Genomic DNA, 26,880 nt, shown 5'->3' on the forward strand with positions numbered 1-26,880 from the left:
TTTACATAACATAAAAACTAGTCGTTTGCAGAAGCTAACTTTGGCTGGCGTTACACCTGTGGGATCAAGGCCCCACAAGCGTTAGCGGGTAGCGCCAGCAGGCGAAAACCCTTGGAAAATTTTTCCCACGCGCCTAGCCAGATCGTTCGAACGTCCTGCGTTTTCGCGCGTTCGTATGCGGCTGCGGCGATGACTTCCATCGGATCAACTCCGCATGCTTCGGCGATCTTGAGCGCAGTCGTTTCGTCGAAGTGGCTGCGACCGGCGCGGTAACCACTGATCGTCGAAGCGCGAATGTTCAGCGCCTTCGCGAGCGCATAGTCCGATTCAACGTGAAGGCAACGCTTCGCGTCGTCGAGGTAATCGACCGTACCTTTCATTTAGTAACCCCTTGAAAAAGAACAACAACCCTGCGGCGTAGGGTAGTTCGATATTCGAGAATATGCAACGTTCGAGGGTTACGAATCGTTCGAGACTCTTGACATAGTTTTAGGCCTCGAACTATCCTTCGACCGTCGCCCCGGCAACTGGTCCACAACCCCGCCAGTGCTGGATTTGCTACCCGGCCGCCGGGGCGATGTTTCTCAGGAACATCACTCCCGGGGTTGGGAAAGGGGATTCAAAATGCAGATTTCGCTGCAACAGTCCGTTACAGATGTCACGGATTCGCAACCGTCTGACATCAGCAATCAGGGCCATATCGCGATCTTCGGCCGCTGCCAGGGCCGCATCACTTCCCGAGATCAGTGCTTCACGCTGGCAGCGCTCGCCGACGCCAGTCTCGCGAATCAGACCGTGCGCCGTGTGAACCTGTTCACGCGCATCAACGAACTCGACCGCGACGCGCGATCGAGTGGTGCCGCCGCAATGCTGGTGACGATCACATGCCCGTCGCGCATGCGCCGCCTTAAGGTAGTGGACGGCCAGCACCAGGCCAATGCGGAGTGGAACGGGACCATGCCACGCGAGGCAAGTGCGTATCTGTCCCGCGTCTGGTTTCGCGCGCGCGCATCGCTCGCACGCAATGGCGTCGACATCTACGGCGTCTACGTGCAAGAGCCGCAGCTCGACAGCACGTCGCATCTGCATTGCCTCATCTACTACACGCCGATCGATGGCCCGGTCGTGCGATCGACAATTCGTCATTTTGCGCTCGACATTGAAGACCTCAATCAGCCCGCGTCGCATGCGCGTGTCAACTTCAGCGACCTCCGCGAGCGTATCTCCGGATACGTCGCGAAATACCTCGTCAAGCCGTTTGTACGCAGCGAGGTGGCCGCATGAAAACCATCCGCTATGAAATCCTGCTTGAGCACGGCCTGAAGGCCGTCGCGGGCGAGCCCGTCGAGATTGCGAACAATCAAGGCATGACGTTCGGCGTGCACTGCACCGCATACCGTGCTTTCGACGACGAGCTGCGTCATGTCGTTACGCACGTGGAATCGGGCCTGCTCGTCGGCAATGGGGCAACGCGCAGCGCGGCGATTGAGAGCGCGCGCGTTCGCATCGAAAAGGCTCGCATTAGCGGCTCGCTCGCGCTCTCAGTCGAACAAGCCATGCGCGTACGCGCGAAAGTGGTCGCCGCGAACCCCGAAGTTTTCGGCTAACGCGATTCAGATTCAGCGGAGTGGCTATGGCACCTATCTATCGCATTCCTAATCGTCAAACAGCCGAAGCGCAAGCGATTCGGCAACTGATTCGCGCCAGCAACGCGGAAAACATTGCGCGGCGGCATGCTCAAGACGCGGCCGTCGCACTGCTCGTGCACGAACAAGGCACGGTCAAGGGGCAATGATGGCCTCGACTGCCTTTTCGGAAATCGGATATCGCGTTGACGATGGCGATATCGGCTACGCGGGCGACACACATCTGTCGTTCAAGCCGCGTGCAGTGCCCAGCGCCGCACACGTTCGCGCGACCGAGCGTGGCGACGCCGAGCTGTCCCGCATCAAAAGCATTCTTACCAGCGCGAAGCCATCGACCGGCGCGGGGCAAAGCACGACCCCGCGCCGTTTGAGCGTAACGCCTGATGGGTATTGGGCGGCGATCAGTCAGCTCGTGCGGGGGTTCGCATGAGTCCGCGATGCAAAGCGGGCGAATCAATGTGCGGTAGGCGGTTCGATCCCGATCTGCCGAAAGCCATGTGTTTCGATGAATTCCGCCCATTCATCGGGGTCCATGTCGGTTCCCATTGCACCCATGTCATTTCGATCGCGATACGCGATGACACTGACGGTGAAAAAGGATTCGTCGTCCTCGGCCTCGTCACCCTCAACGTATTCGGCGTCTTCAACGAAGATTTTCTCGCCCTTGTCGTTTTCCCAAACGGAATAGGGCGGCGGACATTTCACATTCATGCATCAACCTCTACGAGTCAGTTCGGTTAGTCCCTACATGCGAAACGGCGCATGGCGGGAGGCTTTGCAGCGGCCGCTACCGGCACGCTGGAAACGCATGATAACGCGCCGACTCGCAGAGCTGGATCATGCTAACCAGGACTGGAAAACCGGAAACGTATTCCTGCGGGAGATCGTGCAACAGTACGCGGATGAAATCCTGCCGCTAAATGCAACGCTCGACGATATCCGTGCCTTTGCTGCCCTGCGTGCGTCGTATGCCTATGGGGTGGCAAGCCGCCTCATGGAAACGTCCGCCATCGTGGCGCACCTTGAGGGGATGTGCACCCGCTGGCAGGTCGAGCCGCCGAAGGGTGTCACCCCGGCTGGCCTAATCGCGCGCTTATGCGATCCGTCATGGTGGGGGTCGCGGCTCATTCGCGTGCACAGCCAGAAGGTTGAAAGTGGCTCGATCCAGATTGGGCTTGTGCATGGCCAATCCGACAAGTACGTCAGCAACGAGAATCTGAGACGCAGGGAAGCCCAGAACGCGCGCAATGCGGCGATGTTAGAGCGCACGATTGCAATTAATGAGGATGGCGAGATTTTCACGCTCGCGCAGCTCTCTGAACGCACTGTCGCGAACAAGGCTATCCGGCGCGGCGAGATGATGCTGCGCATGCGCGGCATGGAGGAAATCGGCGACGAACTTGGCTGTGCGGTGGACTGGACCGTTATCACAGCGCCGAGCCGCTTTCACGCGACGCGAGCAAACGGGTCGCTCAACGAAAAATACGACGGTTCAACTCCGAAAGACACGCAGAACTACTTCCAGAGCCAGTGGCAGAAGTGCCGATCGTGGCTCGCGCGTCGCGGTGTCGAGTACTACGGGATGCGCACGACAGAGGCTCACCAGGACGGTACACCGCACTGGAACATCATGGTTTTCATCCGCGACCCCGCGCATCGCAAAACGTGGCGTAGCGCAGTCGCGCGGTATTTCCTCTTGAACGAATCGCCCGATGAGAAGGGAGCCGCGCAGCGTCGAGTTCACTTCGATTCGGTCACCAAGGAAAAGGGCGGTGCGTCCGCCTATATCGCGAAATACATCAGCAAGAACATCGATGGCGCGGGGCTCGAATACGACCTGTACGGTGATCCGATTATCACCACGACCCGCCGCGTGGAGGCCTGGTCGCGGACATGGCGCATCAGGCAGTTCCAGCCGATCGGTTGCGCGCCAGTGGGCGTGTGGCGTGAGATTCGCAGGATTGAAGAAGGTGAGGCGATGCAGGGTCCGGAAAACCTGCAACGTGCCTGGCGCGCTGCACAGCGTGTCGAGAGCGCCGTGGAGGGCGAAGGCAAACGGGCGGACTACGCAGAGTACATCCGTGCATATGGCGGCCCGTTCGTGAAGCGCAAGCAGGCGGAAATGTGGCTGCACAAAGAGCAACAGCAAGGACTCGGAAAGTATGGTGAGCCGCTTGGTGAGCGCACTTCCGGTGTCGTGGCTCGCGGCGAAATCGAGGTCGACAAAGGGGGCATCGTCGGCTTGATCAAGGTCCAGGGAAAACACGTCGCAATGGGCGTGCATCGTCAGTGGACGATCGTGAGGAACGCAAGCGTCGGAATCGCGACCTCTCGGACCTGTGTAAATAACTGTACGCGACCGGCGCAGGCGCCGGGGCAGATGACGGGGTTAGAGGGTGCGTATGGTCCTTCTGAGGCTTTCACGGGGGTGGAAACGGCCTCAGATTCAGTTTCTGGCCATGAATGGAGACCCGAATGGCAGACATGAAGATTGAATGCCCGTGCTGCGGCGGCGACATCGACGCCAGGCATACCGAAAGCATGTCCGAAACGATGCGCCGCATGTATTTCGTCTGCGAGGAATGCGGATATCGCACGCCAGCGGGCTTCGAAATTCTCTACTCGCTGTCGGCATCGGCCCGACCGCGCGCAGGCGTCCAGCTCGTAGTAATGCCGTCGCTGCCGCTGCGCGGTTCAGTCAATGCGCGCACAACGATGCGTCAGGACGTGAGGGCATGAGGTTCACGATGGCATGTCCCCATTGCGGCTCACGTGGCATCGCTCGCGCGCTGGAAAAGGTCTCCGACCTCGAATACCTGATCGATTTCCAATGCGACGAGGTGACATGCAGCCACGCGTATCGCACGCGTATCCAGATGGAACCGCCCGAGCTGCCGATACCGAAGCGGCCGCGGCGTGTCACGACCGAATTCGATTTTTGACCAATAACAGGAGAGTTTATGCAAACGACCAAGGCCCGCGCCAAGTGGCTCAAGGGCGGGGCCTATCCGCTGTGGGAGGTTTCGCACGCCGACACGAGGGTAAGTCTGTGGTCAGATCGTCCACACGACTGCGCGGCTGGATTGCTGCGCGCGTTTGTCCTGCCGAGCCAGATCGAAGGTCGCGGGGCAGTAGACGGCGCTGCGTCATCCGCGAACTGATAGCGATTCGATGGTGATTCGATATCGGTTCGATATCGAGTACATGCAGTCTTGACGCAGTTCAACGCTCGGGGGAGCACATGCAAACTGTTTGTGTCGGAAACTCGAAGGGCGGCACGGGGAAATCCACCACCGCGCTGCAATTTTCTATTGGGCTCGCGCGCGAGGGCGCGCGGGTATGGCTCGTCGACGGCGATCGGCAGGAGACGAGTGTCACGGCGATCACGATGCGGGCCGAGAGCGGCCGCCCGCCGATCGCGGCATCGGCGTACGCAAACGGCGCAACGCTTCGCGCACAAGTCTTGCAGCAATGTGCCGCATACGATTTCGTGATCATCGATGCAGGCGGCCGGGATTCGAGCGCGTTGCGCGCCGCGCTGACCGTCTGCGACGCAGTCGTTATCCCGTGCCTTCCAAGGACTTTTGACGTCTGGGCACTTCAGGATATGGCGACCCTCATCGACGAGGCGCGAGCCGTGCATGACGTCAAGGCGTATGCCTTTCTGAATGCCGCAGATACCGGGGGTGCAGACAACCGCGACGCGGCCGCCGCTATCGCCGAATTCCAGCAGATCGAGCTACTGCCGTATCGCCTAGGGCGTCGCAAGGCATACGCGAACGCAAGCGGCACTGGCATGCACGTCGAGGAAATGCCGCGCCGGGACACGATCGCGTGCGCTGAAATTGACCGGCTTACGGCCGCTGTATTTGGCGTCTAGTCCGGTATCGACAAGCCGGTCGAATCAATACCGATTCGGTATCAAGTAGATGGCAAGTCGATATCGATTCAATATCGAAAGGGCGGATATATGACAATCACGAAACGGCCGGCGACCGGCGGCCAGGCGCGAAGCGCCGATGACTTTATCTCGAGCGCGCCGGACGCGGCGCATGCGCAGCCGGCCGAGCCTGCTCGGCGCAGGAAGGAGGTGATTAGTCTCGGTGTCGATCGGGCGTTGCTGAAACGGCTCGATGCTTACGCTGCGCGACTCGGGCTCTCGCGCGCGGCCGCGATCAATTTCGCCATGGCGAGACTTCTCGACGACAAGTAGGAGTGTTTCCTTCGACTACGGTTCGTGTCGTCGCTGACGGGGCACGGCAAGGCCCACCGCGACGGCCCCGAAACAACCTCTCGCCGCGAGGCGGTCTTCGACCACGGGCTCCGGCGCATGGTGAGCGCTTGCGAGCCCTTTCGTCTGATATCATAAAATGATGCAAGAAGTTAAATGAGTGCCTTACTGTTGCTCGAGCACCCACGCATCGCTCGAGCGAAACCACATTGGATATACGATGGCAACAAAGCAAACGGGCGAGCAACTAGCGGACATTCTGTTTCCGGAAGCGAAGGATCAGCAGCAAGATTTTGCTGACGGCATTCTTTCGATCCCCCCCGACCAGCGGAAACTCCATACGGAAACCTATGATTTCACTGTCGATACGATAGTCGAAAAGCTCATAGATAAATCAATTTTCATTCCGCATTTTCAGCGCCGCTATGTTTGGACAGAACCGCAAGCTTCGCGATTAATCGAGTCGCTGATTATTCAATGTCCAATTCCTGTTATTTATCTCAATCAGGAAAACGACGAAAGCCTTTCTGTCATCGATGGGAATCAGCGTTTGACTTCGATTAGAAAATATATGGAAAACCAGTTTTCGCTAAAAGGCTTGACCGCCTACCCGGAGCTGGAGGGGAGTCGCCTCTTTGAGCTCGACCCTAGATTTCAACGCCATATTAGAAATCGGACACTGCGATGCATTGTTATCCTTAAAGATACACACCCGCAAGTAAAATTTGATGTTTTCGAGCGCCTCAATACAGGAGCGACAAAACTCACCCCTCAGGAATTGCGGCACGGCTTGTACTTTGGAGATCTAATGTCGATCTCCACGAAAATCGTAAAAGAGAGCAATTTTCTTTCTATTCTTGAAATTAAAAATGACAAAAGAATGAAGGCGGAAGAATTGGTTTTGCGCTTTCTTGCACTCCGCGCGGATTTCAAAGGTTACAGAAAACCGCTGGCAACCTTTATCAATGATTTTTCGGAAAATAATCGACACTTAGATGATGCGCAAAAGAAGCGCATGCATTCTGATTTTATCAGCACGCTTGGAGCCGTGACCAATCTGCTCGGTGAGCTCTCGTTTCGTATATTCGATCGAGCTTTGCGGGTTGAGAGCACCTTCAATGCGGCGCTCTATGATGCTCTCATGCTTGGGATTGCCCAACTGAATGACGCTGACAATCTCAAATCGACCTCGGTGAAAACTGCGCAGCTGTTGCTCGCGAGTGTTCTTGAGAATGACGAACAGTTTAAGAAGTCGATCAGCATTGCGACAAGTGACGAAAGTCAAGTTCGTTATCGAGTATCTGTTATTCGAAAACTATTTTCGAAGTAACTCGAGGCGGAGATGGCATATAGAAAAAGTAGCCCGAGAGTTCAACTCGAAAATACGTTTTTAGATATAAAAACTCGGCTAAAAATGGTCGAGAATAAAAAGATGAATCCGCTTCTACGTGAATATGTAGTCGCGGCATCTATTTTTCTTGCGCATGCGGAAATAGAGAATTTTATCGAGGATATTATTTCTGGTTACGCGAATGGGATAAGGGCCTGCGTAAAAAAGGGGTCGAAATTACCCGGCCATCTTCAATCGCATCTTTTTCTGACGAAATCGAACGCCGTGAAGATGTACAGTGGATTCCTTTCAAGCAATTCGGAAAAGGACTTACTCAAAAATTTCTCTCGAGAAATTAAGGGGTACGCCGGGAGCATGATTGACGATAGCAGAGATATCAGTCCATTTTCAGGGGCTGATATTTTTGGAAAATTAAAATACCCGTCCCACGATAATTTAAAGAAAATTTTTTATCGGCTGGGTGTTGAAAATCTATTTGACGAGCTAAGCAAAATATTAAAAAAAGATGCGAAAGCCATTCTTGAATCACTCGGGGACTTGCGCACTCAACTCGCGCATACCGGGACGTTGCCGGGAGTCTCGTGCAAGGACGTTCGCGAGCGTATCAGCGATGCAAGTCGATTGATCGGCGCTCTCGACAGGGTTGTTTTTCGCATAACGACTAAACAATTAGGGGGAGACGTGTGGCAGGCTCATCTCTGTCAACCAGCTCTTGTTTGATCGGTGCCCCGCGCAGCGGAACGGCTACCCGATAAGGAACGAAAGAATCCGCTGCTAACAGAAAGCCACCAGCGTAGTGTTACGCGGTGGCTTTTTTGCTTGGGGACTCAGATTTCAGGCGTGCGCGGCACGCTCGAGCACTTCGCGCGCAGCGCGGCCAAGCACTTCCTCAGACCACTGATTCACGCTCTCGCCTGACACGGCCGCCGCGATGCCAACGCGTGCATGCACGTCAGGATCGATGCGGAGCATGAGTTTCCCCGATGCGGGCTTTTGCGGCTTGCGACCGGCTTGCTCGCAGTCGGTCAGGTAGTGATCGACTGCCGCATGGAAATCGACGGTCAGCTCGTCGACGGTCGAGCCGTGAAAGCTGATCTTGTCATCGACGCCAAGCACGTGGCCGACGAAGATGTTGTCGCGCCCGTCGAAGTCGATGCGGGCGAAATATCCCTTGTAAGTCATTGCATTGCTCATGGCTTGATCCCCATTTCGCTAAACCAGTCGCGCAAGTCTTCAACCTGATACCGCTTTGCCTCTTTGCCCGGATGCGGGCGGTGATGGTAGCGGCGCTGGCCGTTCAGCTCGAAGGCGATGCGCGACCCTGCGCCTTCGTGAATTGCGCCGCCCAGGGCGACGACAAGCGATTCAATGTCCGAAAACACGATGCCACCCAAAGTCGGTTTCGTGTAGATCGCGGCGAGGGTGCGGGCGTGTTTCGTTTTCATGCTGACATGATATCAAAAAGTGCTATCAAAATGCAATCAGAAAGTGATATCACGTTGGCTCATTCATCGCAGTCCTTATCTCGGCGAGCAACGACGCCGTCAATCATGGATTGCTGGCGCGGGGTAGGCGGATCGGTCAATAACGGCTCGGCGTCTAGCTCGCGCTCAAAGCACTGCCACACGGACGAGGGGACCATACCGCTACCCCTTTTCCCGATAAAGTTCCGGACCTGATTCGCGCGTGAGATTGTCGACCGGAGTCGGTGGATTTCCCAAAGCAGTTCCAGCACGAGCGGATGCGGCAGCTCGTCGTAGATTTGCGCGAGGCGGGCGGCTGTGAGCGGCGGGCGATGTGGCATGGGTCGGCAGAATACTGTACGGATATACAGTATAGACACTGGGCGCGAGGCGGTCGATCTGATGACGCGCGCGGAGAGCCTCCGTGTGCGGTCGGCGGCCGCGAAGGTCGCGCGGCATGGTCGGGCCCGCAGGGGAGCCGTGGCGGGCCTGGCAGGGGGCCGGGAAGGGCACCGGCGCGGGGCCGGGTCGTGCATTTCGTACGACGAGCGCGGCCCCTGAAACGCGGTCCCCCCTCCCCGCCTGCGGGCTCCTTGTCCCCCCACTTTTGACGCAGGGGACGACCGAACCGGCAGGCCCGCCGCGTGGCGGTCCCGGACGTTTACAGGTGTTGCGAAAATGACGCAATTTGACGCAAAAAATCGGCGTATTGATGCAGACGTTGCAACGATCCGCGAGCGCGCGAGACGTTCGGCGCGCACCGATGCCCCGCTTCAAGCTGTTCCGGCCTGTGCGATCGGCTTTGGCCGGTAAAATCTCGGTGACGTGGCACCAGTAGAAGTGAGCCAAATACTTGGCTATCGGTGACACACCAACACGCTAGCTATGGGGGAAAGGCATGGAATTTGACGTTTCAGAAGTTATCGACGGACGCTTCAAGGTCGAGAAGCAACTGACGGACAGCGGTGGAATGGGCAGGGTCTTGCTGGTTACAGACATAACGGGTGAGTTTGACGGCACCATTGCTTTGAAGTACTGCAAAGAAGACACCGAAGAGCACAGCAGGCGTTTCCGGCGCGAAGTTCGCCTCCTTAAAAAATTCGAAGGCAATTCGAAAGTCGTCGAGGTATTGGCAAGCAATACCGATTACGAGCCCCCGTACTTTGTCATGAAGTTCTATCCGGACGGCGATCTTACGGGCTACATCGGTTCGATCCGTGATGATCTCCAAAAGCAGGAAGAACTATTTCAGCTGATGATCGACTGCATCAGTGAGCTCCACGTCAACAAGGTCTTCCATCGGGATATCAAGCCCCAGAATTTCCTCCGAGAAGGCGGCGGTATCGTTGTGTCCGATTTCGGACTTGGAGTCGAAGCAAACTCCGTCACGCGCTTCACTGAAAGTTCCAACTGGTGGGGCACACAGGGGTACTTTCCCCCAGAATTTCACAACGGTGGCTTCAAAAACGCAGACGAAGCCGGTGACATATTCATGCTGGGCAAGACGTTCTATGTTCTGCTCACTGGTCAGAGCCCCGCTTACCTGACAGACACAGATATACATCCAGCCCTCTTTCACGTCATCGATCGGGCGTGTGAAGTGGACAAAGCGAGGAGGTACCAGACGCTGGCCGACCTCAAGCAGGCGCTGCAACTGGCTTATGATGTGATGACGGGGCGTGGTGGGCATCTTGGCGAAGTAACTCAGCTGATAGAAAGTATTCAAGATCGACTAAAGAACGAAAACAAATACAAATCTTCGCTGGTTATCGAATTCGTTGAAAAGCTCGCACTTATTGACGGCGACGATCAAATTAAGATTTGCCTGGACCTAAGACCGGCGTTTATGTCAGCCCTTGGTCAGGGTAAGCTCGTACCACACATCCCGGCTTTCCTCAGGATTTACAAGGAGATGGTGGAGAGCGAACAGTATTCGTGGTCTTTTGCCGAGACGATCGCCGAAAACATGAAAGAAATTTTCGACAGTTCTGAGGCACCAGACAAGACGAGAGCCAGTGCACTCGAACTAGCAATTGATGCCGCGTATCGCATGAACCGATTCGCCGCCATGGATACGTGTATTGAAATGATCACATCCGTGAAGAGCGAGACGCTTGGAGCTCATGTTGCAGTCGTAATGCAACGTAACCAGCACAGCTTCATAACCAGCATTGAGCCATCGCAATGCAAGTGCGAAGCCGTCCGCAAAATGCTAAGGGCCGTCAAGTCCTAAGCGCTACGAGAATGCGGAACGCGGCGGCAGCTCGTCTGCGGAAGTGCTGCGGAATGTGCCGCTGTTCCGATAAGCGATAGAGCAGGGGAAAAGTGCCGCGCAGCGCGTAACGAGGCGCGCACTCGTGACCGCTATCGACTTGTCAGTCGGGCGGAACGGGCGCTAGACAGCGCCGCTGACAGCCCAACGGCCAAGTCGTGTCGACTCCCCGGCTCACGCCGATTTTGGCTGCGTTTCAACGGTGGGCAAGCTGTATTCGTCGAAGCGCATGATTTCCTCGCCCGCCCAATCGTTGATCGCCAGAAACTGTACCTGTAGCGGCTCGATTTCATTGCGCGCGAACACGCGCGTCGCGGTATCGGCCGCACCGAAACCACCGGTATTGCTCGGCACGATGCCGAGCAGCTGCGGGGGCACGCGATGCGCGGCAAGCAGGTCGTCGCGCGTCACATTCTTGATATTGTAGAACTCGTCTTTCGCCGCGACCTCGGACACGGGAATGACTTGCATACCGTCTTTCTTGCCGTTCGGTGAGTACACAAACAGGTTGCGGAAATTGCCCGGTCCTTTCGAATTTTTCAGTGCCTTGCGCAGATTGTCGACGTCGTCCTGATTCGTCTGGGGGTCCGTGAGATACAGGATGAACCCGGCATGACTGCCGTTTTCATAGTAGCGACGGCGAAACAGTGTCGACGATTCATTCAGCCATGCAGCGTGCAGCGCGCCCAGGTATTCGGGCAGGCCATACACCTCCTGATTGATGTCCGGCTCAAGCATGTGAAACACCGAGCCCTCAGGAAATTCATATTTCGTCTGGAAGCCGTTCGTTTGCACGTAGTTGATCATGTCGACCTTGCGCCGCACATACTTCGCGGGCGCTGGCGCGTACTCCATGACTTGCCGGAGCCGGTTCGTCTTGCGCTCGATAATGCTATTGCCGAACGTCAGGAAGTCGAGCGCATAGCGCCGGAACGCTTCGCGTGAAAATTTCGGATGCGGCACGAACGTCGACGCCAGCACATTGCGCTTGAAGTAGATCGCGGAAGCGTGATGCGTGCCAGCACGAAAGGATTTCGCGAGTCCTGTGAAGCTTACAGGCGGCTCGTACCACTCGCCATTCGAGAGCACTTCGCAGTAGTCGAGGATATCGGCGCGCGAGAGCACGGGCATCGGATCGCCGAAGGTGAACGCCTCGCCCGCCGACGAGCTCGACGTCGTAACGGTGGGTGCGGAATGCGCGCGCGGCGGCCGTTGATTCTTTTTCATCACGAAAGCTCCATGAAGCTGGTGTTATTGGGGTTCACGCCTTCAAGCGGTTCATTGCCGAGCGCGTGCAGGCATGCCCATGCGAGGTCGGCATGGCCGATTTCCTCGCTGCGGCCAGCGAAGTACGTCACTTGACGGCCGCTGGCCGTCATCGTCTTGCGGATCGCCATGAACGATTGCGCGATGTCAGTGCGACCGGCGTCGAATTCGAGTCGACCCTTGCCGATAACCGACTGGCCCTTGAGCACGAGCCGGGTCTTGATTTCGGGCGAGTAGTTGAGCGCGACGGCCGCCGGATAGAACTGGCGCACGAGCTGATAGACGCCCTGGCCGATGCCAGTCGTGTCGATTGCCATGTACGTCACGTTGTAGCGCCGCGTCAGCTCGCGAATCCCCTCGGCCTGCGCCTCGAAATCCATCTTGTTCCACTGCAACGCCTCAAGCACGCGAAACTTTCCGCCGGGAACGCTGGGCGGCGCGAGCACGACGCAGCCCGCGGAATCGCCGGTAAGCGACGGGTCGTAACCAAGCCACACCGGGCGATAGCCAAAAGGACGCTCGACGAGGAACTGGACGTCGTCCCATTCTTCCCACGTGTCGACCATGCAGCGTTGCAGCTCGGCAAACGGGAACACGGACGCGCTGTCGTCAATGAACTGACACATCAGCAGGTTCGCGTACTCGTCGGCGCTGTATTCGAGCCGCAGCTCGTTCATATCGAACAGGTTGCAGCCGCCCGCGACTGCATCCTCGACCGTCACAATCTGGCGCCACTGCCGATCCTCGCAAAGCCGGCCGCCTGAAAGGGCCTTGTGCGAGACGTCAAGGTGAATGTGATCGGCCTTCGCGCGGCCACGGTTGTAGTGCTCGCCTGTCCAGAACGTGTACGCCTCGTGCGTAATGCTCGACGGCGTAGAAAAATACGTCTTTCGCCAGTGCTTGTGCATCGCCATGCCGCTGGCGACCTTGTTCAGCGTCTTGAAGCCGTGGACCCAGAAGTACTCGTCGAAATAGAAATTGCCGTGGTAGCTCTGCGCCGTTTTCGCGTTCGTGCTGAGAAAGATCAGCTCTGCACCGTTCGGCAACAGGATCGTGTCGCCAGTCAGCTCGACCTGGGCGACCTCGCGGGCAAAGGCGCAAATGTATTGCCGGAACACGTGCACCTGTGCCTTGCTGGCCGACAGGAAAATCTGGTTGCGGCCGGTTTCGAGCGCGTCGTCGAGCGCTTCACGTGCGAAATAGAACGTGGCACCGATCTGCCGGGACTTGAGCAGGTTGCGCGTGCGGTTGTGGCCGTTTCGATACCAGACCTTCTGATAGTCGAATTGCGATTCGAGAAACGCGTCGTGCAACTTCGCCTGTTGCTCGGGCGTGATGTTATTTTTTGGCGCGCGTTTTTTCGGCCCTTCGTTGCGCGCCTTGATTGCCGGGTTGAGGTCTGATTCCTTGCCCGTGTCGCTGTACTTGCGCACGCGCGCCATGCGCTCCAGCTCGCGGCCGAGTAAGTCAATCTCCTTGAAATCGACCGGGTCTTTTACCTCCTTCGCGATGAGCGTCATCATCCGCGCTTCGATCGACGACTCAACTTTCTCCGCGACACTGGCCTTATCCCATTGATCGCGCTGTTTCCACGATTCGATGGTTGATCGCGGTTCGTTCAGTACGCGCGCGATTGACGAGACACGCCAACCTTTCCAGTAAAGGTCACGCGCGACGCGTCGCGGCTCGATATCGGCAGGGAGATTTTCGGCAGTCTCAATCATGCGGCAAGCGTAACGGCGTCACGCGCGCGCGCGGCGCGCGATCCACTGTATCCAGACGCATTACGGAATCCTTATGTTGTTGGCGACAACGCATCGCGGCAACATTCAGTTACACAAGTCGCATGTTGTAACGAGCGACGAGAGAGGAACACCCCGAACCGAACTTGAGAGGATTTCGATGAAGCGAATCAGGATTGTGGGCGCATGTGCGCTCGGCGCAGCAATCGCCGCAGCGTTCGCCCCGGCGCTCGCGCACGCATCGGTCGTGGTCGAGCACGGCCGCGTGCTGTTCGATCACGCCGATGTGTTCGCCGCGATCACAGCACACGGTTCGATCATCGGCGGTGTCGGCGCTGCCGCGCTCGGTATCGGCAGCATCGCGAGTGCGGGCAACCATGCCGCGACGTCGAAGTGGTTTCGTGTCGCCGTCGAGGGTGCCACGACCGATGGCCGTACGATTGAGCGCGACTGGATCACGCAGATGGCCGCGACGTATAACCGCGACCTGTACGGCGCGCGCGTGAACTGCGAACACATGCGCGGCTATGCGCCGATGGCGGGCGCGAATCCGAGCCCGTTCGGCTCGTATGGCGACGTCACTGCGCTGCGGGCCGAGCAGATTGCGGATGGCCCGCTCAAGGGGAAATATGCGCTGCTCGCGCAGATTCAGCCGACGCAGGACCTCATCGACCTGACGAAGAAAAGCCAGAAAATCTATACGTCGATCGAGGTCGCGCCGTCATTCGCCGACACGAAACAGGCATACATGATCGGCCTGGCTGTGACCGACAGTCCGGCAAGCCTCGGCACGGAAATCCTGCAATTTGCAGCTGGCCAGGGCGACAAGAGCCCATTCGCGGGTCGCAAGCAACACCGCGACAACCTTTTTACGGCCGCCGAAGAAACGTTGATCGAGCTCGAACCGGCAACGCCGTCCGTTTTCGCGCGTGTCGCCGAGCTGCTCGGGTTCGTGAAGAACAAGGGCGAGTCCGACGACAAGCGCTTTACGGACCTCACGCAAGCGGTCGATGTGCTCGCCACGTTCGGCAAGCAACAGGCCGACACCATCACGAGCTTGAGCGGCCGCGTCGACACACTGACCGCCGACCTCAAGACCGAGCGCGAAGCGCACGCGACCACGTCGGCCGAACTGAAATCGCTCAAGGAAACCTTGTCGTCGCAGCCGAGCGGCGCGGCCCGTCCGCCCGCGACGGGCAACGCGGGCGATGTGAAAACAGACTGCTGATCGCCGCACGCCAGGCGGAGCGTAGATCGACCCATTCAACGATTCGGAGATTCACCCCATGCGTAACGACACCCGTGTCGCATTCAATGCGTACACCGCACACATCGCGCAGCTGAACGGCGTGCAGGACGCGACGACGAAATTCAGCGTCGATCCGACCGTGCAGCAAACGCTCGAAAGCAAGATTCAGGCGTCGAGTGCGTTCCTGCAAAGCGTCAACATGCTCGGCGTCGACGAGCAGTCGGGTGCAAAGATCGGGCTCGGCGTGGGCCAGCCGATCGCAAGCACGACCGACACGTCGGCCAAGGACCGTGTTCCGTTCGACCCGTCGAACCTCGACGAAACCGGCTACAACTGCACGCAGACCAATTTCGACACCGCGATTCAGTATGCGCGTCTCGACGCGTGGGCGAAGTTTCCGGACTTCCAGACGCGAATTCGCGATGCGATCGTCAAGCGTCAGGCGCTCGATCGCATCTGCATCGGCTTCAATGGTACGTCCCGTGCGGCATCGAGCGATCGCGCGACGAATCCGCTCCTGCAAGACGTGAATATCGGCTGGCTCCAGAAGATCCGCGCGAACGCGCCCGATCGCGTGATGTCGGAAGTCGTCGAGGGCTCCAAAAAGGTCAAGGTGGGCACGGGCGCGGGCACGGACTACAAGAACATCGACGCGCTGGTGTTCGATGCGCTGCAACTGCTCGACGAGTGGTATCGCGAGGACCCGTCCGTCGTCGTGGTGCTCGGCAGCGGCCTGCTGCACGACAAGTACTTCCCGTTCGTCAACGGCTCGAACGTTGCGACCGAAGCGGCCGCCGTTGACCTCGTCGTCAGTGCGAAGCGTGTGGGCGGCAAGCAGGCGGTCACGGCCCCGTACTTCCCGACGAATGCGTTGATGATCACGCGCCTGGACAATCTGTCGCTGTACTTCCAGAACGGCGCGCGCCGCCGCACGATCGTCGACAACGCGAAGCGCGACCGGATCGAAAACTACGAGTCGAGCAACGAAGCGTATGTGGTCGAGGACTATGGCTGCGCGACCGTGGTCGAAAACATCGAAATCGTTCCGGCCGCCTGATCATGACGAGCCCAGCCCGCCGACATCAGGCACGCGTTCGCGCCGCACTTGCGGCCGCGAGCGCAACCCCCGGCCACTCGATAGCTGGACACCGGCACTACGACCTCATGCTTGCGAAGCTCGCGACCGATCGCCGACGCCTGAAGGAAATCCAGTCGGTTGCGCGAAAGATCGACGTCAAGCGCGAGGTGCTGCCGGACTACGCCGACTATGTTGTCGGCGTGCTGGAAGGCGGGAAGGGCGTACAGGACGATGTCATGACCACGGTCATGATCTGGCGCGTCGACGTCGGCGACTACGCTGGCGCGCTCGATATCGCACGCTACGCGCTCCAGCATCGCATGACGCTGCCCGAGCAGTATGAGCGCTCGCTACCGGCGGCCATCGCCGAAGAATTCGCGGAAGCGGGCGCGCGAGCGCGCGCGGCCGGCGAACAGTTTCCGCTGGCGATGTTGCAGGAAATCGAAGCGCTCACGCGCAGCTATGACATGCACGACCCGATTCGGGCAAAGCTGCACAAGGCGATTGGATATGCAATGGAAGCGTCGGATAAATCCGGCGCGCTGGAAATGTTGCGTCGGGCGGTCGAGCTGAACGACCGCGTCGGCGTGAAAAAGGACATCACTCGACTCGAAGCCGAGTTGAGGAGTGCGGCCGAGAACGGCGGCACGAACTGAGCCCCCCCTGGCAACGGCGGCATCGGGTGACGGTTCGCAACGGCTGAACGCTACGCGATCCCGACCCCGATCCACCGCCGTCTAATTCCGAGTCACGAGCATGCCGAGCAGTTTCATTGCACCCGCAAACGCGGCACCGCCCACGCCCGCCGATGATGCGATCGAGAACAACGGGTTTTTCCCGGATATCTCGCTTGCGGAGCTGCGTAGCGTGGCGCGGCTCGACGGCACCGTGACTCATGAGCGTTTGCGCGAAGCGACGGTCGACGCGATCCGCAGTGCAAACGCCGAGCTGAAAACGTGGTGCGCGCAAACGGCGGCCGGATTCGCGACCCTCGCCGATGTGCCGGCCGACAAGGTCGGCGGTGTGAGCGAGCTGGTGTCGCTCTACTGTCGCGCGGTCTACAACCTCGCGCATGCAGACGTGACCGAACGCTATCGCGATCTGGACACGACGAAATCGGGCGGGCAGGAAGCCGAACGCCTCGAAGGGACCATCTGCACGGCCCGCCGTAATGCGCGCTGGGCGCTGAACGATCTGCGCGGCATTCCGCGCTCGACTGTCGAGCTGATCTGATGAAAGTCACTGCGCGCCAGGGCGATTCCGTCGACGCCATGTGCTGGCGTCACTACGGCCGCACGAGCGGCACCGTCGAAGCGGTTCTCGAAGCGAATCCCGGCATCGGTGACTATGGCGTGATTCTGCCGCTCGGCACCTTCGTCGAAATGCCCGATATCAACACCATCGTCAATACGACGCCGCTGGTGCAACTGTTTAACTGACTCTGGAGCTGGCGTAATGGCAGAACCGAACACCGCTACCGCCGCCGCGCTATCGGCCGCCATTGGCCTCGCTGGCGTCGCGCCTGGCATCGATGGCAATGCGCTGATCGGCGCATTCACGGGCGCGGCACTCGTCGTTGTGACGTCCAAAGACATCGGCGTGCTCACGCGCATCGCGTACATGCTCATTTCGCTCGTGATGGGCTATCTCGCCGCGCCTGAGATCGTGAACGCCACGCCGATCCGCTCGACGGGCGTCGCGGCATTCTTCGCGGCCGCGCTCGTGATCACGGTCACGTTGCAGCTCATCGCCCGACTGAAAACGGCTGATCTGTTCTCGTTCCTGAAGCGAGGGGAGTGATGGCCATGCACATCTCGTTCGCACTGATCGCTCTTGCTGCTCATCTTGCCGTCGTGCTGCGGGTGCTCACGTATCGCAGGAACGGCGCGCGGCACCGGCACCACGTTTCATGGTTCGCCTGGGCGCTCGTGGTCGTATCCGGCGGCTCGGCGATTGAGTTCGTATTGAGCGCGCGTCACGCGGGATTCTTCGATGCCGCGACCGCCGTCCTGCTCGCGGTACTTGCCTTTACGTCGCGCGGCAATGTCGCGCACATGCTTCGGAGTGGCCAGCCATGAGAACACTTCGCCTCGGCGATCACGGCGACGACGTCGCGCTGCTCCAGCGGCGTCTTGCGCGCGGTGCCTATGCGGTCGACGTTTCGCACGTCTATGATGCGGCCACCGAAAGCGCGGTGATGGCGGTGCAGAAAAAAACCGGGCTCGTCGTCGACGGCATTGCAGGGCCAAAGACGTATGCGGCACTGGCAACCGGCCAGCGCAGCCCCAAACACCTCACCGACGCCGACCTGATCGCGGCCGCCGCCACGCTCGGCGTGCCGGTTGCATGCGTGCGCGCGGTGAACGAAGTCGAATCGCTTGGCTCCGGGTTTCTGTCGGACGGCCGTCCGAAAATCCTGTTCGAACGCCACATTTTCTGGAAGCGGCTCCAGGCTCGCGGCATCGACCCAGCACCGATCGCGGCGAAATATCCGAACATCGTCGGCCAGACGCCAGGCGGTTATCAGGGCGGGGCGGCCGAATATACGCGGCTTGCCTCGGCCGAGCTGATCGACCCGGATTGTGCGTGGGAGTCCGCGAGCTGGGGCGCGTTTCAGGTCATGGGCTACCACTGGCAGCGGCTGGGCTATTCCGGCATCGACGAGCTCGTCGCGCGCATGGAGAACAGCGAAGGCGACCAGCTCGACCTGTTCGTGCGCTTTGTCGCGGCCGATGCGGGCCTGCTCGCGGCGCTGAAGGGTCGGAAGTGGGCCGCATTCGCCAAGGGCTACAACGGCCCGGATTACGCGCGCAACCTGTACGACTCGAAGCTTGCCCAGGCGTACCAGAAGTACGCGGGCGACTCGAAGGCGGCAGCATGAACGCGCTCGCTACCCGGTTCATTGCGGGCATGCTCGCGCTTGGGCTGCTCGTCGGCGGCGCGCTCTACGTACGCATGCTGCACGCCGAGCTGTCGGAGAAAGGGCGGCTGCTCGACGATGCAAACCAGCAGATAGCGAATCGCGACAAGACAATCAAGGGTCTGCGCGCCGACGCGAAAGAGAAGGCCAACCAGCAACAGCAGCTCGACGCGGCAACCGACAAGGTGAGGGCGAAACTGTCGCTCGCGCGCGAGGATATCCGCAAGGTGATCAATGAAAACCCGACCGTACGCGCATGGGCCGATACTCCTTTGCCTGCTGACGTTATCCGCCTGTCAGGCAGTCCCGCCGCAACCGGCGCCGACGCTTTCAGTGCAGGAGTGTCAGCGGGTGTCACGGTGCACGCTGCCCGCGATGGCACCGACCACTAACGGCGAGCTGCACTCGGCGTTCGACACGGCCAAGGGCGCATGGGCGATGTGCGCGGCCAAGGTCGACATGATCGTCGACTGTCAGGACAAGGCACAGGCAAAGATCGACGCCGAAACCGGAAGCGCCGCGCATGAATAAGCCGGGTAGCGCTCGCGCCGCGCTTGAGAAGGCAATACCCTCGCTCGTCGATGAACCGGACAAGCTCACGGTATTCATTGACTCGGGATCGATCGCCGCGACGGGCACACGCACCGCCTCATTCGAGTACCGCTATACACTCAATCTGCTGCTGCTCGATTTCGGCGGTAATGCCGACGATGTCATGATCGCGCTCGTGGAGTGGGCGCGCGAAAATCAACCCGACCTCGTGACGAACTGGGACCAGCGCGAAACCGCGATCACGTTCGAATGCGACGTGCTCAATGATGCGACTGTCGATCTGTCGATCAAGATGAAGGTGTCGGAAAGCATTGCCGTCACAACGGGCGCCGATGGGTCGCGCATCGTAACGCACGTCGACGACTCGCTCGACAAGTGGGTCGCGCCAGAGTGAACGAGCTCGAAGCGATCGACCAATGGGCGGCCCTGCTGCTCGAGCAGCTCTCGCCGAAGGGCCGCCGCGCCGCAATGCAGGACCTCGCGCGTGTGCTACGCCGCAGCCAGCAGTCGCGCATTGCAGCGCAGCGCAACCCGGACGGTGCGGCCTATGACCCGCGCAAGCCGCGGCTAAAGCCAGGCGGCAAGCTGCGCGACAAGCGCGGCCGCATTCGCCGCGCCGCCATGTTCGTGAAGCTGCGCACGACGAAGTACCTCAAGACCGAAGTGGACTCGGCGGGCCTCGCCATCGGGTTCGATAATCGTGTGTCCCGTGTGGCTCGCGTCCACCAGTTCGGCGAAACGGGGCTCGTCGCGCCGCACGGTGCGCAGTACAAATATCCGGCGCGCGTGCTGCTCGGGTTCACACCGGAAGATCGCGAGCTGGTTCGCGACATGATCCTCAAGCACATCACGAAAACGGCCTGAATCAAGGCTCTTTTTGTATCCAGACGCGCCACACATGCGAGCGCTCGCGTCGCGCACGCGCGGGCGGCACCATTGGCGCTATGGATGCCAACGAATCCCGCCGCCAATTCATCAACGTGGTCCGAAAGGGGGCCGTGTCTGATGTCGACCTCACGAGCAACCCGCCGACGTGCCGGGTTTCCGTGGGCGACCCCGACGATGCCGACAATCCCGGTCTTGTGACGGGATGGATTCCGTTTCTCACACTTCGCGCTGGCACCACTCGCGAATGGAATCCGATCACGAAGGGCGAAAAGGTCGTGCTTCTTTGTCCGATGGGCGACCCCGCACAGGGCGTCGCACTCGCGGGCCTGAACTGCGAGGAAGCGCCGCCGCCGAGCCACAGTCCCGACAAGCATCTGCGTGTGTATCCGGATGGCGCGGCCATCGAATACGACCACGCGCAGCATGCGCTATCCGTCATCCTGCCGGCCGCCGCTACCGTGCTCATCGTTGCACCGGGCGACGTCAATGTGCAGACCAAAACCGCAACCGTGCAGGCCGAGACGATCACGCTCGATGGCGATACCACCGTGACGAAATCGCTCACGGTCAAGGGGCCGCTCGCGTTCGAATCCGGCATGACGGGCGAGGGCGGCGACGGCGACAAGGTGATGCACATCAAGGGTGCGGCGGATTTCGACGGCGAAGTGCGCTCGGATGGCGTCAGTGTGCCGGGCCACACGCACCGCGAGCAGGGCGACGGCAACCTCGTCAGCGCGCCGCAGAACATCGGGAGCTAAGGCATGAAGGGTATGAACCATTCGACGGGCAGCGGCGCGAGCGGGCTCGTGCACCTGTATCAGTCGATCGCCCGCATTCTCACGACGCCGATCGGCTCGTGCGTCGCACGCCGTGAATTCGGCTGCGATCTGCCCGACCTCGTCGACGCACCGAACAACGGCACGACCCGCGTGCAACTCTACGCGGCAACGGCGAAGGCGCTCATGCGCTGGGAACCGCGCCTTACGCTCACGCGCGTCCAGCTCGCTAGCGACACGGACGAGCTGGGCGCGGGCATTCAGGTGATGGATATCGAAGGCTACGCCGCCGACACGGGCGACGCCGTCCAGACCACTGTGGCACTGTCGACGTCGGGGACCGCATGACCACGACGGCAATCGATCTTTCCCTGCTGCCCGCACCGGCCATCGTCGAGACGCTGGAATTCGAGACGATCTACGCCGAGCGTAAAGCGGGACTCATCGCGCTCTATCCGGCCGACGAGCAGGCCGAGATTGCGGCGACGCTCGAGCTCGAATCGGAACCGCTGACCAAGTCGCTTCAGGAGAACGCGTATCGCGAAATGCTGTGGCGTACGCGCGTCAACGACGCGTGCTATGCGGTCCTGCTCGCCTATGCCGAAAAATCCGACCTCGACCAGGTTGCGGCGAACCTCAACGTTGCGCGCCTGACGATCACGCCCGCCGACGACACCACGACACCGCCCACGGCGGCCGTGATGGAAAGCGACGACGATTTGCGGGCGCGATGCCAGCTCTCGTTCGAAAGCTATACGACGGCGGGCAGCAAGGGTAGTTACATTTTTCACGCGCTGTCGGCAGACGGGAACGTTAAAGACGTCCTGCCCGTGAGCCCCGCACCCGGTCAGGTGATGGTGTTTGTGATGTCACGCGACGGGAACGGCGAGGCTGACGAAGCGCTGCTCAGTACGGTCAAGGCAGCGCTGTCCGACGAAATCATCCGACCGATGACGGACAGCGTCGATACGCAGTCCGTGTCGGTGATTGAGTATGCGGTCGACGCTGAACTCGAATTGCTCGAAGGACCCGACACCGCCACGGTAAAGGCGCTGGCGATACTCGCCGTGCAGACCTATGTCGCATCGGTGCATCGCTTCAACCTGACCGCATCGCTGTCGGGCTTTTACAAGGCACTGCATCAAACCGGCGTCGACACGGTCAACCTGAACTCGCCCACGCAGAACGTCGCAGTCTCACCGGGCCAGGCGGCTTACTGCACGAGCATCAATGTCACGGTCAAGGTGGTCGGCAATGACTGAATTCGTGTCACTGCTGCCGCCGAACGCGACCACGCTTGAGCGTCGACTTGAGCAGGTCAACGCGGCAATCGAGGACGTTCCCGTTCCAATGCGCTCGATGTGGAACGCGGACACGTGTCCTGCCAACGCGCTGCCGTGGCTCGCATGGGGCTTTGGTGTCGATCTATGGGATAGCGACTGGAGCGAGGAACAGAAGCGCGCCGCCATCAAGGATTCGCTCTTTGTGAAGAAACACAAGGGGACGATTGGTGCGGTCAAGCGCGCACTGTCCGCGCTCGGCTACGACGTCGAGGTGCAGGAGTGGTTTAACCAGATTCCCACGGGGGCACCGTACACATTCGACATTCTCGTCGACAGCAATCAGGTCGGCGTCGACGAAGCGGGATTGACGCAGATTTTGTATCTCGTCGAGCAGTACAAGAATCTGCGATCGCATCTGCGCCGTGTCGTGCCGTCTGTCACGACTCGCGGCGGACCTGTCATCGCGGGCGTATGCACCATAGGCCATGAAATCACGGTCGGTTTCGACGCAGGGCAGTACTCCGATGGCTCGTATGCGTACGACCTCGCGCTGGACGCGCTGAGAAACGGCGAGCAAAGCACTGTCGCGGCGCTTGATGAACTTGACAAGACCGTCCGGGACGAAATGCCCGGTAATAGTTGGGGCGAGCAATGACCGATGCACTGAATAGCCGCGTGTCGCGGTTCGAAGCGAACGAAGCGAATGTCGACGCGTGGGCGAAGGGCGACAAAAACACATCGGTCGACTTCGGCGGCGGCCCGGTTCGCTCGCCCGCAAGACTGATCGCCGAGCACGATGCGGCAATCAATCAGGCGAGTGACGGCATCCTTGCCACGGCCACGGAAAAGGCCGGCATTGCGATGCAAGGCGCGACCGACGCACAGTCGGCCGCGGCGACTGCGACGGGCGCGGCTGGACTCGCGGCCGCAGCGCTCTACATCTACGCGACATCTGGCGCAGGCGTCGCGGCCGGTACGGGCGTCGCGGCCGGGAAGTACTTCTACGTTCCGTCGACGAAGGCGCTGGGCGCTTTTGACGTCTGGCTGAATGCCGCAGGCATCGCGCAGGCCACGGGCGTCACGCTGCCGAACCTCGCGGCAGTCCAGGCGAACACCAAGGCGCTCGCCAGCGTCACGGCGCGCACGTCGGCGCTCCGGGTTTATCCTCGTGTGTACGGCCGCGATATGCGGTGGAGCGTCATCGCCGACGGCAAGGTGCGCCTCGCGGTCAAGCCCGATGGCACGTTCGAATCGGTGCACACCCACGTCGGCCTTGATCGTCTGCCGAAGGCTTTGACGGACGTGCGGAACCTGATGGGCGTCTCGTCGAAGGTGACGCCGCGCGTCAAGGGAAAGGACTACCGTTCCGCAACCGTGATCGGCGGGAAATACGTCGCGTGGTTCGATGCAGATGGAAAATTCCATTCGTCGCATGATCACCCGGACATCACAAGGTCAGTCGACCTGTTGCGCGCCCGCTCGGCCAGGGTGCTGCCGCGCGTGAAGGGCGTCGACAACCGCTACAGCATCTTTATCGGCGGCAAGCACGTTGCATGGTTCGACAAGGACGGTACGTTCCGGTCGACTCACACGCATGCGGAAATCCCGCCGCTCCAGGCGGCCGTGTCGCAACTCCAGGCACAGATCAATTCGGGCGCGCTCGGCGGCAACGCGTCGGGCTATCTCGTCGAGCAGGTTGCCGTGTTGAATGCAGACACGGGCGTCAATGAGCAACAGGTAATGGTGCTCGACGGCCAGTCGCAATATCGCCAGCTCACGCGCAAGGGGTACAACTGGCGCGCACCGATCGTTCAGCGCAATGAGATCGTGCGATGCATCACGGACTATTTTTTTGTTGGCGGCAGCGACGCGGTGTCCATTCTCCCAACGGGTGAGATCGTGCCCGAATCGGGCGTGGTGGTTCATCATCCGGTCTATGGGCAGTCGCTCGCGCTCGGGGCGCGCGGCTTTGTGACTTACACATTGGACGCCGTGAATCAGGTATTCACAGCAGCCACCGTGTTTTCGAATGTCCCGTCGTCGCACGGCTGGTACTGCATGGCGTTCGGCGACGGCACGGTCGGCTATCCACGAACCGGGAACTACTTCGCCAAATTCGGCGTGCTCCAGGAAGTGTGGGATGGCGTTGTCGGCGAAACCGTCTGTTCTGGCCTCGCGAATGCACGCAACGATAAGCTGCTCGCGAAGTACGGATTTCGCCAGCGCATCCTCACGACGTCAACCGGCCTGGGCGGTACGCCGTATTCAGGGCTGAAGAAGGGCACCGCGCCGTATGCCAGTCTGATTGCATCCGTGACCGGCGGCAAGGCGACGGCGAACGGCAAGGGCTGGAAGTACTACGTTCCGACGCTCTACATCATTCACGGCGAGAGCGAATCCGGGAACATCGCGGATGCGACCTATGAGGCCTATCTCAAGGAATGGATCTCGGACTTCACGACCGACATCATGCCGATCACGGGCCAGCGTCAGACGCCCGTGATGATGCTTTCGCAGATGAACCGGCAGAAGGCTAACGGCAATGAGGGCGTGACGCTCGGCCAGCTCCGCGCGCACGAGAACAACGCCAACATCATTCTGATCGGCCCGAAGTATCAGCATCTCTACTACGACGATGCGCACATGCTCGCCGAAGGCTATGAAAAGCAGGGCGAGTATGGCGAGCGCACCGCGCGCCATTGGCTCGCGGGCCGCAAATGGCAACCGCTCAAGCCACTGTCGTGCGTCGGCGCTGGCAATACGGTAACGATCCAGTTCAATAACACGCCCGTGAGTGCTGACACCGTGGCGGGTCCGGTCGGCGCATTGGCTCTTGACACGAATGTCGTGACGAACCCCGGAAACTACGGGTTCGAGTATTCGGACGGGGCAGCAACCACCATCACGGGCGTTTCGCTTGGAGCCGGTGGCACGAGCGTCATTCTCACGCTTTCCGCGAATTACGTTGTGGGCGCAACAGTGCAATACGCCATGCAAAGCGCGCTCAATCTGAACACGATGCCGCCCGGTCAAAACACAGGCTCGCGCGGATGCCTGCGCGATACGGATACGCGCGACCAGTCGCGCTATGACGGTACGAATCTTTATAACTGGTGCGTCGCTTTCCGCAAGACGCTTTCGTGAGGGAAAAAATATGACCCGTCGTCAAGCACAGGTGATCGGTGATGCGCTGCCGGAAGGGCAAACGCCCGAACGCTACGCACTCGCGCAAATCGCGTCGATCGTCGCGTGGCCGGTCGTTGCAAAAACGGGTGTGCTCGCTGCGGCAACCGGATTCGAAGACTATCTCGACTACGACCAATCTCGCTACGCGAACGGAAAGAGCGGGATCGTAGGCAGATTCTTCGATACGTCGGACGGCGCAGGCACGGGCTATTCGATTCAGGACATCCAGACCGGCATCGTCCTGCCGACTTTCGATACGTCGGGCGACTTCACGGTCGGCGCACGCTTCTATCCCGGTTCGCTGACCGTCTCTGGCGGCGCGTGGGGCGGCCTCGCGCTCGGCAGCTATTCGAGCGCCAATAACGCGTGGCGACTCGAAAACGACCCGAACGGGCGATTTCGTATGGGCGCACCCGGCAACCTCCAGTCGGCCTACACGGACTACACGGGGCCGGCCATCGTGCAAGCGACGATGATGTATGTCGTGCTGCGCTTTTTCCGCTCGACGGGGACATTGAACCTTCGCGTGAACGGCGTCTATGAGCAGAATTTCCAGAACAGTGCACTCATCACGACGACGTTCGCCAACGAGCTCGCGCTTGGACTTTTCTGGGACTTCTCTGTCACGGCGACGAAGTATCGCGCCACCCAGCTCGTGAAGGGCGTCGCGGCATCGGCGGCTCTTATCGATGCCGAGCTGGCGCTGCTCGAAGCGTATCTCGCATCGTCGACCATCGATCAATAGGACAGTCATGAAAATTTTCGTGGACATCAATTCGCTGTGTGTGGACGAAGCGCAGGACGTCGTCGCAGCGGCCGCCATGCGCGCATCGATTGCCGATAGCGTGGGCAGCGTGGTTGCATCTGTCGAGATCACTGGCGTTTCGGCCGCGTTCGATGTCGCCGACGACGGCAGCTATGTTGCGCGTGTCCAGCGGATCGACGCGACGGGCGCAGCCGTGGGCGATGCCTTGAGC

Annotated in this window: 37 protein-coding genes; 31 read left to right on the forward strand and 6 right to left on the reverse strand. The window is 59.9% G+C overall.

Features of this window, described 5'->3' with window-relative positions; all coding sequences use genetic code 11:
- Positions 1-50: 50 nt before the first annotated feature.
- On the reverse strand, positions 51-380 hold the full coding sequence (locus ACOJB8_RS38245; RefSeq protein ID WP_475017311.1) for a helix-turn-helix domain-containing protein: 330 nt from the start codon (positions 378-380) through the stop codon (positions 51-53).
- Between the two features lie 244 nt (positions 381-624).
- Between ACOJB8_RS38245 and ACOJB8_RS38250 the strand changes: the two genes are divergently transcribed.
- From ACOJB8_RS38250 to ACOJB8_RS38260, 3 genes are read left to right on the forward strand one after another with little or no spacing between them, the layout of a single operon-like run.
- Positions 625-1,284 carry a replication endonuclease gene (locus ACOJB8_RS38250; protein ID WP_475017313.1) on the forward strand — a complete coding sequence of 220 codons (660 nt, stop codon included), beginning with the start codon at positions 625-627 and terminating at the stop codon, positions 1,282-1,284.
- Positions 1,281-1,607 carry a hypothetical protein gene (locus ACOJB8_RS38255; protein ID WP_475017315.1) on the forward strand — a complete coding sequence of 109 codons (327 nt, stop codon included), beginning with the start codon at positions 1,281-1,283 and terminating at the stop codon, positions 1,605-1,607. The genes ACOJB8_RS38250 and ACOJB8_RS38255 overlap by 4 nt, the downstream gene beginning before the upstream one ends.
- Positions 1,608-1,633: 26 nt before the next feature.
- Positions 1,634-1,795 (forward strand): hypothetical protein, encoded by a 162-nt coding sequence (locus tag ACOJB8_RS38260; protein ID WP_475017316.1) that lies wholly within the window; start codon positions 1,634-1,636, stop codon positions 1,793-1,795.
- A 304-nt stretch (positions 1,796-2,099) separates the two neighbouring features.
- Here ACOJB8_RS38260 and ACOJB8_RS38265 read toward each other — a convergent pair whose 3' ends face one another.
- Positions 2,100-2,357, reverse strand: coding sequence for a DUF8087 domain-containing protein (locus ACOJB8_RS38265; RefSeq protein ID WP_475017318.1), 258 nt, complete (start codon positions 2,355-2,357; stop codon positions 2,100-2,102).
- 97 nt (positions 2,358-2,454) lie between these two features.
- On the opposite strand from ACOJB8_RS38265, the gene ACOJB8_RS38270 reads away from it, so the two are divergent.
- From ACOJB8_RS38270 to ACOJB8_RS38305, 8 genes are all read left to right on the forward strand, one after another.
- On the forward strand, positions 2,455-4,134 hold the full coding sequence (locus ACOJB8_RS38270) for a replication endonuclease (protein WP_475017319.1): 1,680 nt from the start codon (positions 2,455-2,457) through the stop codon (positions 4,132-4,134).
- Positions 4,122-4,385: an ogr/Delta-like zinc finger family protein gene (locus ACOJB8_RS38275; protein WP_475017321.1), complete on the forward strand. Its 264-nt coding sequence runs from the start codon at positions 4,122-4,124 to the stop codon at positions 4,383-4,385. Before ACOJB8_RS38270 ends, ACOJB8_RS38275 begins: the two co-directional genes overlap by 13 nt.
- Positions 4,386-4,393: 8 nt before the next feature.
- Entirely contained in the window at positions 4,394-4,588 is a 195-nt protein-coding gene (locus ACOJB8_RS38280; RefSeq protein WP_475017323.1) for an ogr/Delta-like zinc finger family protein, read from the forward strand.
- 18 nt (positions 4,589-4,606) lie between these two features.
- Positions 4,607-4,807 (forward strand): hypothetical protein, encoded by a 201-nt coding sequence (locus ACOJB8_RS38285; protein ID WP_475017325.1) that lies wholly within the window; start codon positions 4,607-4,609, stop codon positions 4,805-4,807.
- 80 nt (positions 4,808-4,887) lie between these two features.
- Positions 4,888-5,526, forward strand: a complete 639-nt coding sequence (locus ACOJB8_RS38290; protein ID WP_475017327.1) for an AAA family ATPase — start codon at positions 4,888-4,890, stop codon at positions 5,524-5,526.
- Between the two features lie 90 nt (positions 5,527-5,616).
- Complete coding sequence (locus ACOJB8_RS38295; protein ID WP_475017329.1) at positions 5,617-5,859, forward strand: hypothetical protein; 243 nt, start codon at positions 5,617-5,619, stop codon at positions 5,857-5,859.
- A 238-nt stretch (positions 5,860-6,097) separates the two neighbouring features.
- Positions 6,098-7,207, forward strand: a complete 1,110-nt coding sequence (locus tag ACOJB8_RS38300) for a GmrSD restriction endonuclease domain-containing protein (protein WP_475017331.1) — start codon at positions 6,098-6,100, stop codon at positions 7,205-7,207.
- A gap of 12 nt (positions 7,208-7,219) precedes the next feature.
- Positions 7,220-7,948 (forward strand): HEPN domain-containing protein, encoded by a 729-nt coding sequence (locus tag ACOJB8_RS38305; protein WP_475017333.1) that lies wholly within the window; start codon positions 7,220-7,222, stop codon positions 7,946-7,948.
- 114 nt (positions 7,949-8,062) lie between these two features.
- Here ACOJB8_RS38305 and ACOJB8_RS38310 read toward each other — a convergent pair whose 3' ends face one another.
- Positions 8,063-8,422 carry a type II toxin-antitoxin system HicB family antitoxin gene (locus ACOJB8_RS38310; RefSeq protein ID WP_421042856.1) on the reverse strand — a complete coding sequence of 120 codons (360 nt, stop codon included), beginning with the start codon at positions 8,420-8,422 and terminating at the stop codon, positions 8,063-8,065.
- A complete protein-coding gene (locus tag ACOJB8_RS38315) occupies positions 8,419-8,673 on the reverse strand; it encodes a type II toxin-antitoxin system HicA family toxin (protein ID WP_475017336.1) in 255 nt (84 codons plus the stop codon). Before ACOJB8_RS38315 ends, ACOJB8_RS38310 begins: the two co-directional genes overlap by 4 nt.
- A 916-nt stretch (positions 8,674-9,589) precedes the next feature.
- Between ACOJB8_RS38315 and ACOJB8_RS38320 the strand changes: the two genes are divergently transcribed.
- Entirely contained in the window at positions 9,590-10,924 is a 1,335-nt protein-coding gene (locus tag ACOJB8_RS38320; RefSeq protein WP_475017337.1) for a serine/threonine protein kinase, read from the forward strand.
- 213 nt (positions 10,925-11,137) lie between these two features.
- On the opposite strand, the gene ACOJB8_RS38325 is transcribed toward ACOJB8_RS38320, so the two are convergent.
- Together ACOJB8_RS38325 and ACOJB8_RS38330 are read right to left on the reverse strand one after the other, a co-directional pair.
- Positions 11,138-12,190 carry a phage portal protein gene (locus ACOJB8_RS38325; protein ID WP_475017338.1) on the reverse strand — a complete coding sequence of 351 codons (1,053 nt, stop codon included), beginning with the start codon at positions 12,188-12,190 and terminating at the stop codon, positions 11,138-11,140.
- The gene (locus ACOJB8_RS38330) at positions 12,190-13,953 is read right to left on the reverse strand and encodes a terminase ATPase subunit family protein (RefSeq protein WP_475017340.1); all 1,764 of its coding nucleotides are present in this window, start codon (positions 13,951-13,953) and stop codon (positions 12,190-12,192) included. Before ACOJB8_RS38330 ends, ACOJB8_RS38325 begins: the two co-directional genes overlap by 1 nt.
- A 178-nt stretch (positions 13,954-14,131) precedes the next feature.
- On the opposite strand from ACOJB8_RS38330, the gene ACOJB8_RS38335 reads away from it, so the two are divergent.
- The 19 genes from ACOJB8_RS38335 to ACOJB8_RS38425 form a co-directional block, all read left to right on the forward strand.
- Complete coding sequence (locus tag ACOJB8_RS38335; RefSeq protein WP_475017342.1) at positions 14,132-15,199, forward strand: GPO family capsid scaffolding protein; 1,068 nt, start codon at positions 14,132-14,134, stop codon at positions 15,197-15,199.
- Positions 15,200-15,257: 58 nt separating this feature from the next.
- Entirely contained in the window at positions 15,258-16,277 is a 1,020-nt protein-coding gene (locus ACOJB8_RS38340) for a phage major capsid protein, P2 family (protein ID WP_475017344.1), read from the forward strand.
- Positions 16,274-16,954: a phage terminase small subunit gene (gene gpM / locus ACOJB8_RS38345; protein WP_475017373.1), complete on the forward strand. Its 681-nt coding sequence runs from the start codon at positions 16,274-16,276 to the stop codon at positions 16,952-16,954. The genes ACOJB8_RS38340 and gpM overlap by 4 nt, the downstream gene beginning before the upstream one ends.
- 100 nt (positions 16,955-17,054) lie before the next feature.
- Positions 17,055-17,531 carry a head completion/stabilization protein gene (locus tag ACOJB8_RS38350; protein WP_475017346.1) on the forward strand — a complete coding sequence of 159 codons (477 nt, stop codon included), beginning with the start codon at positions 17,055-17,057 and terminating at the stop codon, positions 17,529-17,531.
- The gene (locus tag ACOJB8_RS38355; RefSeq protein ID WP_475017348.1) at positions 17,531-17,737 is read left to right on the forward strand and encodes a tail protein X; all 207 of its coding nucleotides are present in this window, start codon (positions 17,531-17,533) and stop codon (positions 17,735-17,737) included. The genes ACOJB8_RS38350 and ACOJB8_RS38355 overlap by 1 nt, the downstream gene beginning before the upstream one ends.
- Positions 17,738-17,753: 16 nt before the next feature.
- Entirely contained in the window at positions 17,754-18,098 is a 345-nt protein-coding gene (locus tag ACOJB8_RS38360) for a putative holin (protein ID WP_475017350.1), read from the forward strand.
- Between the two features lie 5 nt (positions 18,099-18,103).
- Positions 18,104-18,376, forward strand: a complete 273-nt coding sequence (locus tag ACOJB8_RS38365; protein WP_475017375.1) for a phage holin family protein — start codon at positions 18,104-18,106, stop codon at positions 18,374-18,376.
- The gene (locus tag ACOJB8_RS38370; RefSeq protein WP_475017352.1) at positions 18,373-19,179 is read left to right on the forward strand and encodes an N-acetylmuramidase domain-containing protein; all 807 of its coding nucleotides are present in this window, start codon (positions 18,373-18,375) and stop codon (positions 19,177-19,179) included. Before ACOJB8_RS38365 ends, ACOJB8_RS38370 begins: the two co-directional genes overlap by 4 nt.
- Entirely contained in the window at positions 19,176-19,610 is a 435-nt protein-coding gene (gene lysB, locus ACOJB8_RS38375; protein WP_475017354.1) for an Rz-like lysis system protein LysB, read from the forward strand. The genes ACOJB8_RS38370 and lysB overlap by 4 nt, the downstream gene beginning before the upstream one ends.
- The gene (gene lysC, locus ACOJB8_RS38380; RefSeq protein WP_475017377.1) at positions 19,498-19,749 is read left to right on the forward strand and encodes an Rz1-like lysis system protein LysC; all 252 of its coding nucleotides are present in this window, start codon (positions 19,498-19,500) and stop codon (positions 19,747-19,749) included. Before lysB ends, lysC begins: the two co-directional genes overlap by 113 nt.
- Positions 19,742-20,164, forward strand: a complete 423-nt coding sequence (locus ACOJB8_RS38385) for a phage tail protein (protein ID WP_475017356.1) — start codon at positions 19,742-19,744, stop codon at positions 20,162-20,164. The genes lysC and ACOJB8_RS38385 overlap by 8 nt, the downstream gene beginning before the upstream one ends.
- The gene (locus ACOJB8_RS38390; RefSeq protein WP_475017357.1) at positions 20,161-20,634 is read left to right on the forward strand and encodes a phage virion morphogenesis protein; all 474 of its coding nucleotides are present in this window, start codon (positions 20,161-20,163) and stop codon (positions 20,632-20,634) included. The genes ACOJB8_RS38385 and ACOJB8_RS38390 overlap by 4 nt, the downstream gene beginning before the upstream one ends.
- A gap of 80 nt (positions 20,635-20,714) precedes the next feature.
- Positions 20,715-21,416 (forward strand): phage baseplate assembly protein V, encoded by a 702-nt coding sequence (locus ACOJB8_RS38395; protein WP_475017359.1) that lies wholly within the window; start codon positions 20,715-20,717, stop codon positions 21,414-21,416.
- A gap of 3 nt (positions 21,417-21,419) precedes the next feature.
- Positions 21,420-21,782, forward strand: coding sequence for a GPW/gp25 family protein (locus ACOJB8_RS38400; protein ID WP_475017361.1), 363 nt, complete (start codon positions 21,420-21,422; stop codon positions 21,780-21,782).
- Positions 21,779-22,696, forward strand: coding sequence for a baseplate assembly protein (locus ACOJB8_RS38405; protein WP_475017363.1), 918 nt, complete (start codon positions 21,779-21,781; stop codon positions 22,694-22,696). Before ACOJB8_RS38400 ends, ACOJB8_RS38405 begins: the two co-directional genes overlap by 4 nt.
- On the forward strand, positions 22,689-23,372 hold the full coding sequence (locus tag ACOJB8_RS38410; RefSeq protein ID WP_475017365.1) for a phage tail protein I: 684 nt from the start codon (positions 22,689-22,691) through the stop codon (positions 23,370-23,372). The genes ACOJB8_RS38405 and ACOJB8_RS38410 overlap by 8 nt, the downstream gene beginning before the upstream one ends.
- Positions 23,369-25,861, forward strand: a complete 2,493-nt coding sequence (locus ACOJB8_RS38415; protein WP_475017367.1) for a hypothetical protein — start codon at positions 23,369-23,371, stop codon at positions 25,859-25,861. Before ACOJB8_RS38410 ends, ACOJB8_RS38415 begins: the two co-directional genes overlap by 4 nt.
- Positions 25,862-25,871: 10 nt before the next feature.
- Positions 25,872-26,648 carry a hypothetical protein gene (locus ACOJB8_RS38420; RefSeq protein WP_475017369.1) on the forward strand — a complete coding sequence of 259 codons (777 nt, stop codon included), beginning with the start codon at positions 25,872-25,874 and terminating at the stop codon, positions 26,646-26,648.
- 7 nt (positions 26,649-26,655) lie between these two features.
- A partial coding sequence (locus ACOJB8_RS38425) for a hypothetical protein (RefSeq protein WP_475017371.1) occupies positions 26,656-26,880 on the forward strand: 225 nt, incomplete at its 3' end.

This window comes from Paraburkholderia sp. BR10141 (assembly GCF_056155635.1).